At 34.0% G+C, this 15696-nt stretch carries 10 protein-coding genes; 2 read left to right on the forward strand and 8 right to left on the reverse strand.

All coding sequences use genetic code 11. The annotated features are described in order from the left end of the window. Positions 1-15 precede the first annotated feature (15 nt). The 5 genes from AC3E9W_RS11070 to AC3E9W_RS11090 all read right to left on the reverse strand — a co-directional run bounded on the left by AC3E9W_RS11070 (position 16) and on the right by AC3E9W_RS11090 (position 9017). Positions 16-1149 carry a redoxin domain-containing protein gene (locus AC3E9W_RS11070; RefSeq protein WP_488768387.1) on the reverse strand — a complete coding sequence of 378 codons (1134 nt, stop codon included), beginning with the start codon at positions 1147-1149 and terminating at the stop codon, positions 16-18. Positions 1150-1373: 224 nt separating this feature from the next. Next, entirely contained in the window at positions 1374-2576 is a 1203-nt protein-coding gene (locus AC3E9W_RS11075) for a redoxin domain-containing protein (protein WP_488768388.1), read from the reverse strand. Between the two features lie 66 nt (positions 2577-2642). Further along, on the reverse strand, positions 2643-4046 hold the full coding sequence (locus AC3E9W_RS11080; protein WP_488768389.1) for a RagB/SusD family nutrient uptake outer membrane protein: 1404 nt from the start codon (positions 4044-4046) through the stop codon (positions 2643-2645). Between the two features lie 17 nt (positions 4047-4063). After that, complete coding sequence (locus AC3E9W_RS11085; protein ID WP_488768390.1) at positions 4064-7660, reverse strand: SusC/RagA family TonB-linked outer membrane protein; 3597 nt, start codon at positions 7658-7660, stop codon at positions 4064-4066. 205 nt (positions 7661-7865) lie between these two features. Beyond that, positions 7866-9017: a FecR family protein gene (locus tag AC3E9W_RS11090; RefSeq protein WP_488768391.1), complete on the reverse strand. Its 1152-nt coding sequence runs from the start codon at positions 9015-9017 to the stop codon at positions 7866-7868. Between the two features lie 279 nt (positions 9018-9296). Here AC3E9W_RS11090 and AC3E9W_RS11095 point away from each other — a divergent pair, with 279 nt between their 5' ends. After that, a complete protein-coding gene (locus AC3E9W_RS11095) occupies positions 9297-9908 on the forward strand; it encodes an RNA polymerase sigma factor (RefSeq protein WP_456893751.1) in 612 nt (203 codons plus the stop codon). A 95-nt stretch (positions 9909-10003) separates the two neighbouring features. Here the strand turns inward: AC3E9W_RS11095 and AC3E9W_RS11100 are convergent, their stop codons facing one another. Then, the gene (locus AC3E9W_RS11100) at positions 10004-10759 is read right to left on the reverse strand and encodes an MBL fold metallo-hydrolase (protein WP_488768392.1); all 756 of its coding nucleotides are present in this window, start codon (positions 10757-10759) and stop codon (positions 10004-10006) included. Between the two features lie 103 nt (positions 10760-10862). Between AC3E9W_RS11100 and AC3E9W_RS11105 the strand changes: the two genes are divergently transcribed. Beyond that, the gene (locus AC3E9W_RS11105) at positions 10863-11738 is read left to right on the forward strand and encodes a LysR substrate-binding domain-containing protein (RefSeq protein ID WP_488768393.1); all 876 of its coding nucleotides are present in this window, start codon (positions 10863-10865) and stop codon (positions 11736-11738) included. 152 nt (positions 11739-11890) lie between these two features. Here the strand turns inward: AC3E9W_RS11105 and AC3E9W_RS11110 are convergent, their stop codons facing one another. Both AC3E9W_RS11110 and AC3E9W_RS11115 read right to left on the reverse strand, forming a co-directional pair. Further along, positions 11891-13804: a sialate O-acetylesterase gene (locus AC3E9W_RS11110; protein ID WP_488768394.1), complete on the reverse strand. Its 1914-nt coding sequence runs from the start codon at positions 13802-13804 to the stop codon at positions 11891-11893. 158 nt (positions 13805-13962) lie between these two features. Beyond that, positions 13963-15585 carry a GH35 family beta-galactosidase gene (locus tag AC3E9W_RS11115; protein ID WP_488768395.1) on the reverse strand — a complete coding sequence of 541 codons (1623 nt, stop codon included), beginning with the start codon at positions 15583-15585 and terminating at the stop codon, positions 13963-13965. Positions 15586-15696 lie beyond the last annotated feature (111 nt).

Raw genomic sequence — 15696 nt, forward strand, 5'->3', positions numbered from 1 at the left:
TGAATACTTAAATATTTACGATTTGCTGAAGATTTCTTTCAATTTAGATTGCAATTCAGCTTCTCTAAGGTTTTTAGCTACGATTTTTCCATCAGGTCCAATTAAGTAGTTAGTCGGAACCATTTTTACGCCGTATAAAACAGCAGCTTCATTCTGCCATCCTTTCAAATCAGAAACGTGTGTCCAAGTTAAGCCGTCTTTTTCGATTGCTTTTTCCCAAAGTTTCTTTTTATCGTCTAATGAAACTCCCAAAACATCAAAACCTTTATCATGGTACGTTTTATAAGCCAAAACTACGTTTGGATTTTCTTTTCTGCATGGACCACACCAAGAAGCCCAGAAATCTACCAACACATATTTTCCTTTGTAATCAGATAATTTCACGACTTTTCCGTTAATATCCGTTTGAGAAAATTCAGGTGCAGCAACACCAATCGCCGTTTTTTCGTTAAGATCGATTGAAGCTTTTAATTTTTTTCCGTAGAATGATTTCTGAATTTCTGGAGATAAAATCGTGTAATATTCCTTAACTTTTTCAGGAGTTCCGTAAGACACAATTCGGTCTTCGATTACTAATGCTCCCCCTAAATTATCTTTATTTTTTCTGATGAATTTATCTGTCAGATCATCCGCGAAAGCGCCCAAATCTTTCCATTTTTTATCCATCATGGTTTGCTGTTCTGCAGTCAGTTTTACTTTTCCGCCTTGTGTAAGCGAGTCTGATAATTTGTAAATCGGACCTGCAATGGCTTGTATTTTTTTGAATTCGTTATCGTAGTACGATTTATAGAATCCATTTTGAGTCGCTCCCGTTACTTTAGCTTTAAAAACAGAATCTTTTTTTGCTTCAACCGTAATGTCTTCATTATCTAGAAGAAAATACGCTCCGTATTCTTGCCCTTTAATTTTTATTGTATGAAATAAAGGTTCTACCGTTTTTCCAGTAAAAGTAAATGCACCTTCTTTTACCTCAGCAGAATCGATAATTTTTTTGTCTCCTTTTTCGTCTGCATATTCCAAGTAGACGATTCCTTTGTCCAATCCAGCAATTTTCCCGCTGATTGTATATCCTTCTTTCTTAGCGCAAGAAGTAAGCGCCGTCGCTATTGCTAATGCGAATAGGCTTGATTTTAAAATGGTACTTTTCATGTTATATTTTTTTGTTTGTTCGATTGCGATGTTTTTTATTTAAACACATAGAGACATAGATTTTGTAAGCCAATTAAAGGCGTTTTACTTATTAGAATAAACATAGCTTTCTATGTGCAAGAAATAATTTTCTTTATATGTTTCAATATTATAGATCAGTTCATTTGGTAAACTGAACACTAAAAAACTGATCACTGACCACTATAAATTGACCACTAAAATTCTTAAGATTTCATAAGTTCTTTCAATTTCGCTTCCAATTCTGCACCTCTTAAATTGTCTCCGATAATTACACCTTTACTATCCACTAAATAAGTTGCTGGAATGGTTTTTACATTGAATGCTTTGCTTACTTTATCATCGTCATATAAATTCGGCCATTGCATGTTTTCTTGACCTAGCGCTTTCTGCCAAGCTTTTTCGTCTTTATCAATCGAAATACTTAAAATCTCAAATCCTTTATTGGAATATTCTGTATAAGCTGTTTTCAAATTCGGAATTTCTTTTCGGCATGGAGCGCACCAAGAAGCCCAAAAATCTACCAAAATGTATTTTTTTCCTGCAACAATGTCTTTTGCGTTTAATGTTTTTCCGTCTTTATCTTTTAATCCAAAATTGGCAATGCTTGTTCCGATTAATGATTTCGGATTCAAATCTTTATCTACAACCTGACCATAATAACTTTGCTTTGCTGCTGGAGAAAATTGTTCGTAAATCGGTTTTTGTTCTGGAGTAAAATAGCTGTATTGCGTCATCATAAAAAATGGCCCCCACCAGTTAGTTTTATGTCTTGCTATAAGGTCTAATGTTGTTTTTTCTACTTTCGCAAAAAAGGCTTTTTCTTTTGCTTCAAAAGCTTTCCATTCTGGAGTATTTGCAATGGAATCCATTGTTTTTTTATTTCCCGCAACTCTAGCTTTTGAATACAATTTGCCTAATTCTTCTGTGCCTTTATGGTATTCAGCATAATCATTATTCAATTCTTCTTTAAAAGCTGTTTCTTTCAAATAATAATCATTAGATTTTGATCCTGTAACTACTACATTTTTAAACGAAATCCATTCTCCTTCGTTATCTGAAACTGTTCCAGCCGCTGTAATTTTTATTTTTGAATTTTCGACCATTACAGAAATATTTCCTTTGTTTTTACCAAAGACAACATAGAAAAAACGAGGTTCTTTTAATTTTCCTCCAAAAGTAAATTTCCCGTCTTTTAATGCTGTTTCAGCAACTGGCAGTTCAGATGAATGTGTTGCGCCCGGAATCAATTTTACGGCTGTTCCGTCGGTTAAACCTGTGATGTTTCCTTCAATTGTATAAGAAGAAGCTTGAGCTGGTGCCGTTTTTTTCTTTTGTGCCTGAATGTTTATTGAAACCATAAACAAGCAGATGCATAATCCTAGTATTTTGTTTTGAATTGCTTTCATTTTTGATTGATATTTTTAGAAAAAGCTTCCCTTTCGGGGAAATCTAATCGGGAAGCTTTTAGATTATTATTTGTCTACGTTTTGTGTAATTGTTCCGTTTCCTGGATTTTGCGTTGCTCCTTGCGGGAAAGGCGATGTCCATAAATGAGAATCCGATTTTAATGTATAAGTAGTTCCGTTTACCACTTTGCTAAAACTAACTTTATAAACACCTTCTGCATTTAAACGTCTTGCGTCTGCATAAGGAATAAGAGTCTGTACAGATTCATTATTTTTTGTTTTGAAAATAGCATTCAAAGCAGTTGTTTTATCTGTAGTTGCAATATCCTGATACGATGCTGGAAGAATACGTGTTTTACGAATTGCATTTAAAATTGCTAATGCTTCGCTGATTTTATTATCACGTGCCAAACATTCGGCTTTAATTAAATAAACCTCAACAGTTGTAAGTCCGCCGAAATTGTACATTCCTGACAATATTGAATAGTAATAAGTGTCAGCGCCCACGGTTCTTATTTTCCAACGAGATTTTAAACGTAAATCACCCGTTTCAAAACGCGCCGCTCTTTCTACTGGAATACTTGGTTCTCTTCCTAATGAGCGATTTGATCCGTGTCTAAACATATAATTTTCGACATTATTATAACCCATTGGCGATACAGCAGTTGTGTATGAATTTGGCACATCTATAGTTGTTTTATTTGCTTCGTAAAAAGCGACCCAGTCAAACAATTTATTATTTTCTGCTAATGCCAAATCTGCATATCTTAAAGCTTCTGTGTAGTTACTCATTTGCAGATAAACTCTTGAATAAAAAGCATAACCGGCTCCTAAATTTGGGTGCAAAGCGGTTTGAGAAACTTTAGGCAAATAAGGCAACGCTTCTTTAATATCATTTAGAATGAAATCATACATTTCCTGAATAGTTACCTGTTTGCTCGGTGCATTAATATTGGCACTTGTAATTAACGGAACTGACAATTTTGTAGAAGCCGTAGAAGCTACATAAGTATCTGCATAAAAATTAGTTACATAAAAGAAGTTCATGGCACGCATTATTTTTGCTTGTGCCCAAACCACTCTCTGTTCTTGCTCAGTCGCTTGGGTTGTCGAAAGCGCATTTTCAATAATTAAATTAAAAGCTGAAATTCCGCTATAAGCTGTATAATAGTACGATTCGTCTGATACCTTTATTGCAATACGATCTGCATTTTCGTCCCACATATAATTGGCATTATACAATCTATTGCTTGTTAGTGAAGCGGCAGTTACAAATTGATCATTTAATACGTGATTAGCTCCTAGAATATCTAATCTTGTGTTGTATTCGTCACGCAAAAAAGCTTCATAATCTGCTAATGTTTCTGGCGATTTTGCTCCTTTTGGCACATCGTTCAAATAGTCTTCGCAAGATGCTAAAGTCAATCCTAAAGCCAATACGCACGCTACTTTTTTATATATATTTTTCATCGTCTAGTCTTTATAAATTAGAAATTAACATTTACTCCCAGAACAAAACTTGGAGATATAAAACCGCCTAACATGTATTTGGCATCTCTGCTTTTGGCAAAAGTGTATACGTTTTCTGCATTCAAATTGAATCGTACTCCGTCTAGTTTTACTCTTTTAATAATGTCTTTTGGCATTTGATACGCTAACGAAATGTTACTCAATCTTACATTTGAAGCATCCAAAATATTGATATCTGCATAAGAATAAATAGTACGAGATTCTGAATTAAAATCGGCTTCATATTCGTAAACCGCTCTTGGAACATTAGTAAAAGCTTCGTCTCCTGGCTGCATCCAACGATTTGCGATATTATTGTTTACCACCGTTATATCCGTTACATAACCTCCAAGTGCACCATTGTAAGTGTTACTCAACATGGGTAGAAATGTGTTTCTCACTTTATGTCCTAACTCATAAATGAAAAGTGCCGAAAGAGAGAAGTTTTTATAATCGACAGAAGTATGAAAAGAACCACTGTGCGTAGGAACTGTTGAACCGTAATCTTTAATTGCGTCTAACTGGCCTGGATTATATTTTACTGCAGTTCCTGAAGCATCATAAACCTGAGGTACTCCTGTATCGCTCAAGCCTGCCCATTGGTAACCATAAATGGCGTTAAAACTGGTTCCGATTCTAGGATAAGCCGTTGGGTAATCTAATTGTAAATAGTACACAGGAGCTTTTACATTTACAAAATCTACTGTATTTTTATTATAGGCATACAAAACAGCGGCATCCCAAGAGAAAGAAGGCGTTTTTACAATTGTTCCTCTTAAAGTAGCTTCGATACCTTTGTTGGTCATTTCTCCATTATTAAGCGTGTAAGAAGAATATCCAAATCCTTCTGTTGGAATTCCTTGACTGGTTGCTAACAAATCTTGACCTTTTTTGTTGTACAAATCTAGAGTTCCGCTTAGTCTGCTTTTAAAGAATGAAAAGTCTAAACCAATATTTGTTGTTGTTGTTTTTTCCCAAGACAACTCCGGATTTGGTCTTTTACCAACACTTCCATAAGTTCCTCCAACATTGGCATTGGCATAATAAAAAGCAGTTAAATAAGGAGCAGAATCTTTAGCAATGTTTCCTGCAATACCGTAAGAACCACGTATTTTAAGAGCATCAACCCAATCAACATCAAAAAATGATTCATTGTTAATATTCCAACCCGCACCTACAGACCAGATTGGTTTGTTTTGGTATTTGCTATCTGTTCCCCAAAGGTTTGAACGATCCCAACGGATACTTCCTGTAAGAGAATATCTTTTGTCATACGTATAACCTCCTGTAGAATAAACAGAAACATAACGGTTCTGTAATTCTTTTTGTAATCCAAAATCATTTTGTGACATATATCCACCAAAAACAGCTCCGTATACTTTTAATAAATCGGCTTGATTTATTGCTGTAAAAGATAAGGCTTGCGAATCGTAACCATAGCGTGTGTTATCGTTATATTCTTGTTTAGAATGACGGATTTCCATACCTGCAATAGCAGAAAAATCATGCTTTTCTGCAAAAGTCTGATTGAAATTTAACTGCTGACGGAAATTATAAGCATTAGAGAATTGGTTGGTTTCTTTAATGATATCTCCATAAGGCAAATTGTAAACTGCTTTGTTATTAGCAAGTGTTACCAAACCATTGACTTTACTTCTAACATAATAGGATTCTTTTGCAAACAATTGACTTGCACGATCTGAAGCAAACTCGTATTGGAACATAGCGTTGTAAGTAAAAGCGTGGCTGAATTTTACATTAAACTTGGCAAATGTTCTGTTTAAGAAATTTTTGCTTTCAGTTAAGTTTCTTCCTAACTCGTCCATCGGCGTAATATCCATGTTGTAAAGACCATAAGTCTGCATAGAATTAAGCGTAAAATTATTGTAGCGAGAAGCAGCAGTAGAAACAAAATTAGTTCCGTCGTTATTTACCAATTGATTGTATGGTTGCCATTTAAATCCAGGATTATCTGAAACAGCTGCTGGATTAATTGGTTTATAATACTGTGTATCTCCGATTCCGTAGTTTAAATAAGTTCCCAAATCTAAAGACAGCCAGTCATTAATCTGAGTCGAATTTTTCAAATTAATACCAACCGATTGATTTTCAGAATACATATCTTCCAACTGATTGTCTTTGTAAGTGATCGAAGCATTAAAAGTATTGTTTTGACTTGCTTTACCTAAACTAAGGTTGTGCTGCATAAAATACTGATCGCGTTTTGCGTATTTTGCCACATCATCGTAATATTTATATCCTTGAGAACCCAATTGGTTTAAACGATTATTCATTTCCGTTTGAGAAATATTTCCTGCGTAACCGTTTAAAATAGTCTGCATTCCCAAACTGGTAAATGCTGCATTACTCAATAAAGATTGTGCGTATGTATTGGCATTAGCTGTTTTTAAATTAGGATTTCCTTCTGCCCATCCTCTTTCTAAACCAATAATATCAGCAGAACTAGTAAGATTGCCAGTATAATTTCGGTAAGGCGTAACAGTCAAATTGCTTGAAAACGAAATGTTTGTTTTTCCTTCTTTTGCTTTTTTCGTTGTAATTACTATAACTCCATTTGCCGCACGAGCACCATAAATAGAAGAAGCTGCTGCATCTTTTAAAACCGTGATCGTTTCGATGTCTTCTAAGTTTAGGTTCGGAAGATTTTCTTCGATATTTGAATAAGGTGTTAATCTAGTATTTTCAACAGGAAAACCGTCAATAACATATAACGGAGCTGTAGCATTAGCATTCATAGAGGTCGTTCCACGAATTTTTCCGTCTTGATATCCAACAATACGTCCTTCTAAAATTTTGTCTAAACTATTTAAACGCTGCTCTTGAAAATCTTTAGCTTTTAAACTAGAAAAAGACCCTGTTGCTTTTTCTGCAGAGATATCCTGATAACCCGTTTTTAAAACTAGCCCTTCAAGCTCCAAAACATCTTCTTTCAAAACAACATTGATAACACTTCTGCCCTCAACTTTAATTTCTTGTCTTACAAATCCTAAATAAGCAAAAGCCAAAGTCGTTTCACTGCCTACCGTAATAATCTGATAATCTCCATTAAAATCGGTCTGAACACCTCTTCCTGAACCATTATCAGAAATTGCTGCACCAACCAAAGGCATCCCTTTTTCGTCGGTAACTCTACCTTTTACGATAAAATCGGCAACAGGTTTTTTCTCTTCCACTGGTTTATCGGCAGAGAGTTTTTTGGGAGTCAAAATAATATGGTTTCCAGATACTTTAAAATCGGTGCTGGTATTATTAAAAATTCTATTTAAAATAACTTCGATTGAGGTTTCGTATGCATTTACGTCGATTACTCTGTTTAAATCTACAGATCTTACATTATAGACAAATCTATAATCTGTAGTATATTCCAATCTTTCAATTACTTTGGCAACGGTCATGTTGCTGGCATTAAAAGAAATCTTGTTTTTTTGAGAATAAGTGGTTCCGGCGTGCATTACTGTTAAGGCAGTTAGCAGAAATAATGTGGTCAATTTCATTTTCAAATCAAATTTCAAAAAAGGCTTATCAAACCTGATTCTGTTCAAGAGTTTTTTCATACTTTTAAATGTTTTTTTTAATGTTGGTTGGTTAATTAACTGACCGCATATACTCTACCGGGAAATGTTGGCGCATTTTCCGGTTTTTTTATAACGATCCTTTCATTTTGGATTTTTGTTACATAGGCTTTTTTTATTTTAGATTTCTGATTGTAGATTTTAGATTTAATTCTTTGTGGATTATTGAAATTCTTAATTCTTAATTCTATTTAATCGTTATTTTATCTCGGTCAATAGTATAATCAATGGCGTAACTGTCACTGAAATATTTCAAAACCACTTCAATTGGTTCATTGTCAAAACGGGCGTTAAAAATTTCTTTTCCGAGTGCTTTATTTCGGTTAATGAAAGTCACATTGTAATGGCGTTCCAATTTTTTAATAATAGCATCAAAAGAAGCATTTTTAAAAACCAGACTTCCCTTTACCCAATCGGTATAATAATCTGTATTAACCTGTTCAATTTTTATATCAGATTGTCCTTTCTCGCTCGAACCTTTAAAACCTGGCGTTAAATAAACCTGATTTTGGTTTGTTTTCTGATCTTTATAAAGCGAAACTTTTCCTTCAACCAGCACAACATCAGTACTGCTATTGTTACTATACGAGTCTACATTAAATTTGGTTCCTAAAACCTCAACATTGACTTCCTGCGCATTTACCGTAAAAGGATGATTTTTGTCTTTACTTACTTCAAAGTAAGCTTCACCTGTCAAATACACTTGTCTGTTTTTATTTTTAACAAACTGCACAGGATATTTAAATGAAGTTCCAGAATTTAAATGCACCAAAGTTCCGTCTGATAATTGCACATCAAATTTTTTTCCATACGGAATTTTCAATGTGCTGTAAACCAATTCTCCTTCTGTAAAAGCTTTGTTGTAAACCAATTTGTTTTTGTCCTGTTTTCCAATAACATTTCCATCTTTATCCGTTACATTTTTTGCACCAGAAATATCAATAGTTTCCGACGATCCGTTTCCTAATTGTAAAACAATCTCATCAACTCTCGGAATAATAACGTTTTGTTTAACTTGCTCGGAACCAGAATTTTTATAGAAATAAAATCCGCCCAAAGCCACAACCAAAATCGCAGCATATTTATAGTATGATGAAAATCTTCTTTTATAAAAAACATTATTTTCTTTCGAAATTCTTGCTAAAAGCTGTTTTCTAACTTCAGTAGAATCAAAAGTGTTCAAAGCAGTATCAATTGCATAATTGGTTTTTACAAAATCCTTAAATACAAGCTGATTCTCTTCTTCTTTTAACCACTCCGTAAGCTGCTCAATTTCTTCTTGAGAAGCCTGATTTGTTATAAATTTAACAATTAGTCGCTCTGACTTTTTTACTGTCATTTTAGTCGTTTTTAATATTATTACGAAGCCAAAAAACAAAACCCTAACAATTTGATAAAGTTTTTTTCATTTTGATGAATTTTTTATTTTTCACAAGTGTTTTCTTTCAACAAAACTCGACTAATTTGGTAGAAATTATAAAGTAAATGATTTATATTTGCATTTTTTTCCTTTTCTATTTGTACTAATTTTCAAATAGAAAGATAAAAATGAGGTCGTTTTAAGCAAATTCAGTTCACTTTTTGACCTAAAAAACTATTAATTTATATATTTGTTTTTATGAAGATTGATGATTACAGCGATAATACTATTCTAATTGAGTCTCTCAGAAATGGAGATGAAAGCGCTTACACGTACCTAATCGACACGTATCATCATAAACTTTGCGTATATGCCAACAGTCTGGTTAAGAATGTTTACAGCGCCGAAGATATCGTACAGAATGTTTTTATTAAAGTCTGGGAACAGCGCACGAGATTAAAAACAGATCATTCGCTAAAAAGTTTTCTTTACAAACTGGCTTATAATGAGTTTATCGATTTATATCGAAAAAACCAATCTCTCTTTTCTCTAGAAAAATCATATTACGATGCCCTAAACGGAATTGTGCAGGAAGAAGATTCTGAATCTTTTCAAAGGGTTTTGAATGCGGTAAACAAAGAGATTCAAAACTTACCGCCAAAATGCAAAGAGGTTTTTATTTTAAGTAAAAAAGAAGGTTTGACTAATATCGAAATTGCAGAACATTTGGATGTTTCTATAAAAACGGTTGAAGCTCAGATTACAAAAGCTTTTTCTATCCTTCGCTCTTCTTTGGAAGAGAAAGTTAGAAGTGTTTTGTTTCTTTTGTTTTCTGCTAAAAAAAAATTCAGACTAAATAATTTAATCTGAATTTTCCTTTTATTGTTTCAAAGCATAAATGAATATCTTATTTCTTCCTTCTCTATTTTGGCTCAAAATAAAATCTTGTCTCTTGCTTCTTGTTTCTATACAGCGTCTCTCATCTCGCTTCCTTCTTCTGTAAAATCCAAAACAGGCGTCTTCATATCGTGGTACAAAAGCACTTTCCAGTTTTCTTCTTTGGCTTGCTGTTCCCATTTTTTTCGAGATTCCATGGCGCGTTTTCCGTCAAAATCAGTTTTGTAGGCCACAGGAATTTTTAAATATCTTTTTTGTGGCAAATCATCTGCTCCGTAAAAAACAATTTCGCCATCAGCTTTAATCCAGAATACTTGTTGAAACTTGGTATGTCCTGCCGTAACTTCAAAATAAATTTCGTCCGTTATATTGCCACTGTCCTCATTTAACAATTCAACGTTTGGCAAATTTTTCAGCTCATTTAATATTTCTGGAACGTAAGACGGATTTTGCAATTGTTCTAAAGCGAAATCTATTTCTCGTTCTTGAATATAAATTCTAGCATTTGGAAAATTTTGGATGAATTGATTATTTTCGAAATAACCGATTCCTTCAATATGATCCTTATGCAGATGCGAAACCAGAATTTTAGTAATCTGTTGAGGTTCGATATTATTTTTTCTTAGCATTTCATAAATAAACGGAACGCCGTTATTTACAAATCCTAAACCGAAATCTATTAAAATAACATCATGATCTGTAATAACAAGAAAGGGCTGAATTGCCATTTTTAAACCCGTTTCCGTCGTATTCTCTTCTAAAAGCTGAAATTCTTTTTGAGAATTCACGATATAATTTCCTTCTTGTAAAGCTATAATTTCCATTTTGTTCTGCTTGTAATTTTACAACGAAACAAAGTTCTTAAGATTTTCTATATTTGTAAAACCTTATTTTTCGATAAAATCAATCGATAAAACCGATTTAGAAATGGAACTTCGTCAGCTTAAATATTTTCTAAAAGCAAAAGAATTACTGAATTTTACAGAAGCTGCTTCTGCACTTTTCATCAGTCAAAGTACATTGTCACAGCAAATAAAACAGTTGGAAGACGAACTTCAGGTTCCGCTTTTTAATAGAATCGGAAAAAGAATTACGCTTACTGAAGCTGGAGATTTATTTGCCGTTTATGCACAGCAATCGGTCAACAAAGCTTCTGACGGATTGGAAGTATTAAAAGATTTAAATAATCTGGAAACAGGAAAAGTGGCAATTGGCGTAACCTATGCATTACGTCATGTAGTTACAAAAGCTTTGATTTTATTTAGTTCTGAATATCCAAAAATTCAGTTCGAAATTATCTTCGGAACTTCGCAGGAACTTATTCAAAAACTCAATCATTTTCAGCTTGATGTTATTCTGACTTTTGAAGAAATTGCTTCTGAAGCACATTTTAAATATCTGGAATTGTTTACTTCGCCAATGGCTTTGGTTACTTCTTCTGAAACTTCTTTAAAAAATAAAAAAACAATTTCTCTAGAAGAAATCAGCACATTACCTCTTGCCATGCCTGCGGGCGGTTTCAGCACGACTCAATTTATCAGCAAGGCTTTTGAAAAAAGTAATTTACATCCAAAAGTGACAATCGAAATAAACGATATTCCAACTTTACTCGAGTTAATTAAAACAGGAAAATGGCATACAATCTTAACGAAAACGACTATCGAAAACGAAAATGATTTGTACGCAATTCCAATAAGTGGCAAAAACATGACCCGAACTGCAATGCTGATTTCTTTGAAGGAAGTTTATGAGAAAAAAGCGGTTACTGCGTTTTTAAAGGTTTTGACAGAGAATTTGAAATGATTTTTTTTTTAGCCACGAATTTCACGAATTGCACTAATTTATTCACTTTGTGTTTTAATTTATTCGAATTTTACGAATTGAAAATTAGAGAAATTGATTTTTGAATTGCAAAGAATTGGTGTAATTCGTGAAATTCGTGGCTAAAAAAAAACTTATTTCAAACTAGCCTCAAAAGGTGAAGCTGGCAAGTTGTCTTTATTATATAAATTAGCTTCAACAGGATTATCTGCCCAAGCGTAACGCACTTTTACAGGATTTGCAACGGCATCATTCCAAACTACAATTTTGTCGCCTTCGATAATTGCTTTTGCCCATACAAACTTACCGTCAGCTCCTGCAATGGCGAATTCTTTCAATTCGTTTCCGTTTTTGATTTGTAGTCCCGTTCCAATATCAGAAAAACTTAAAATTAGTTTATTTCTGTTTTCTTTCATCGATTGAAAAAGCGGACCAGAAGCTGTTAAATTTTTCTCGCCGTAAACCAATTTTCTGGCTTGAAGCGCTAATCTTTTTCCAACGTCATATTTGTTTAAAGGATGAATATCGTTCCATTCTCCTAAATCTATTGTTATCGCCAATCCTGTATTTTGAACTTTCAGCGTGTTTAATTGCTGTTGTCTCAAAGCAGCCCAATTGCTTTCAGCAGGTTCTGTCTTAGGATCCATAAAGTTTGGAAGCTGTACCAATAAAAATGGTAGTTTTTCCTGTTTCCATTGCAAACGCCAATTCGAAATTAAGGCTTCCATTAAAGCACCATATTCCAACGGTTTTCTAGTATTGGCTTCGCCTTGATACCATAAAACACCTTTTATTGGATAATCTTTTAGCGGCGCAATCATGGCATTGTAAAGTCCGACAGGTTTCCAGCGCACGAAAGTCTGTCCTGGTAACGGTTCCATTTTTGAACCTAATTTGTATTTCCAAGTTCCTTTTAAGTCTATCGTTTTATCTCCAATAAGCAGCTCGTAAGGTTTATCGGTTACGAAACCTCCTTTTCCAGAATTGTTGATGATTCGAATGGTAATTTCGTTTTTTCCTTCCTTCAAAACATTGGCATTGAAAGAGTAAATTCTTGGCGGATATTGGTACGAAGTTGTTCCAACGAAATGTCCGTTTACAAAAACCGAATCGGCATCGACAATTCTTCCCAAAATCAATTTTGCCTGATTTTCTTTTACTTTTTCCAGAACAAAATCTTTTTTAAACCAAACCGCTCCGTTTGTTTTTCCTAATTCGCCATCGGCCCAATAACCGGGAATATTCATCGATTTCCAATCGGAATTATTGATCTCATTTTTCCATTTATCTTTTAATCCAATATCAGTAATATTTACTAATTTATACCATTCTGAGCTTACTTTACGATCGTTTTCGTCGATCTGTTTTTCGAGTTTTCCGTCTTTAAATTTCAAATATTCCTGTTCATATTCTGGGAATTTTTTAATGCTTTCTTCGCTGATCCACGATTCTGCTGGAGAACCGCCCAAAGCTACATTGATTAAACCAATTGGAATTTTATACTTTTCGTATATTTCTTTAGCGAAGAAATATCCAACACCTGTAAATTGCAAAACATTTATAGGATTTGCCTCTACCCAAGAACCAGATGAAAAATCGTTTCTTTCTTTCGCAAAATAATATTCGTCTGGTACCAAAAATTGTCTAATATTCGGATTTGTAGCTTTAGCGATTTCTTCTTTGTATTTGTCTTTCAAGCGATCCATTGGAAGTTCCATGTTCGATTGTCCTGAACATATCCATACGTCACCAAAAAGAATATTTTTTAAGACGATGGTGTTAGATGCTTTCAAGGTCATTTCGTACGGTCCGCCTGCTTTTTGAGATGGAATCTGAATAGACCATTTGCCATCTTGAGCTGTTGTTGTTTTGTATATTTTATGATTGAAATTAAGTTCGATTTTTTCATTTGGTGTTGCCCAACCCCAAATATTGACTTTGGTATCGCGCTGTAAAATCATTCCGTCGCTTATAAGTCGCGGAAGTTTTATTTGGGCATTTATTACAAAGCTTAATGCTAACAGAATTAGTAATAGTATTTTCTTCATTATTTTTTGTTTTTGAAAAATCTTATCCGATTTTTTTGTCATTCCGAGGAACGAGGAATCTTCACAAGTAGCTCGCCAAAGATTGTCGACTTAGATAGTGGAGTTACTTGCGAAGATCCTTCCTTCGTCAGGATGACAAACTGAACGTTGAATCTGTATTATTCATACGTATATAATCTTATTTTTTGGATTTCGTAATCGCCGACTGAGATTCTTAAATGTCTGCCTTGATGGGTTTGATCTCCGTTGAAATGTCTTATCGTTTTCCAAACTTCATTTTCAAATATTCCTTGATCTGTTTTTAAAATTCCTGCGTTTACATTTTCTTTTAAAGGTTTAAAAGTAACGACAATTCCTGATCCTGAAATATAAAATTCATCTTTGGCGATTTCTATAATAATAGCACTTGACATTGGCCAAGTTTCTGCTTTTGCTCCATCCGACCAATTTAAGGTATAATCGTGTTTAAAAGTGAATTCGTAATCGCCCATTTTAATAATTTGGGTATTATTTTCTTTGTCTAACAAAACACCATCGATTTTTCCCTGTCCTTTATATTTTTCAATTGTGGGAGTTAACTGTTTTACTAAATCGTAGATTTTTCCCAAAGGTTCTTTTTTAGCGTCAGCAACAGATTCTATCGAAAACGGAGAAAAACCAATGGCTTCGTAATGTCCAATCGCGTATAATCCTTTGAACGGCGCTGTTTCGTCAAATTTATGTTCTGGAATAAACAACGGATCGCCTTGTCGTGTGAACAAATCATTCCAATGTTTGAAGGACGGGTTGTAGAAATCTGGCGCTAAAAAATCGATCGAATTTCCCGCTGCTTTCCACACATCCATAATATGCGGCAATGGTCCTGCACTTGGATATTGTCCGGGCTTTTTTTCTGGTGCATTTAAAGCTGCGTTGACAAACATCGGAATGGAATAAGCATCTTTTCCTGCTTTTGCAATGATGTTGGTGAATTTTGAAAAATACCAAGCCATGAAAATTTCGTCTGTATGCAATCCTTTTCCAAATATTTCTTCCCAGTTTCCTTTGGTTTTGAATCCGTTTTTCTTCCAGATTTCTAAAAATTCGGGAACTAGTTTTTGTTTGTTTTTTTCTAAATATTTCATCAGCTCATCTGGAACTGGTTTTTGAAATTTAGCATTCGCTAAAGGATGATAATCTCTTGCGGTTGGCAACATTCCAATTTCATTTTCAACCTGAACCATAATTACGGTTTGGTCTTTCTGGTCGAAATCTTTAATATGTGCCATCAGTTTTTTGAACGCATTCAAATCGGCTTGTAGATTGTTTTCGCTGAAAGGCGTTAAAATTTCTTGGCTTTTATTTTTATCATCTTTAACTCTTGGATATTTTTTCTGATTGAGTTTTACCCATTCTGGTGCGTGACTTGACATGCTGTTTTTCCAGGATCCAAACCAAAGAAAAACGAGTCTTAGGTTTTCTTTTCGCGCGCGAAGAATTAAATCATCAACCAATTGAAAATCAAATTTACCTTCTTGCGGTTCTATCAATTCCCAATAAATAGGCGTTAAAACTGTGTTGAGGTTCATATCAGTCAGTTTTGACCAAATTGGCTCCATACTTTCCATACTTGTCGCAGAAGAATTTCCTAATTCACCGCCTCGTATTAAGAATGGTTTCTGGTTTACAATTAACTGTGTTTTATTTCCCGTTTTCTGGAGATGAGGTATGTTTTGAGAAAATCCGAAATGGATTGTAAATAAAGCCGCGAGGAGAAAACTGTTTTTTGAAAATGGAAACATGTTTTTTGTTTTTAACATTAAAAATAAAAAAAGCAGCTTTGTCAAAGTTTTAAATTTTGACAAAGCTTTTGCTTTTATTGTGCAGATGGATTGTGATAATGCATTGCGTAC

This window comes from Flavobacterium sp. 38 (genome assembly GCF_057799715.1).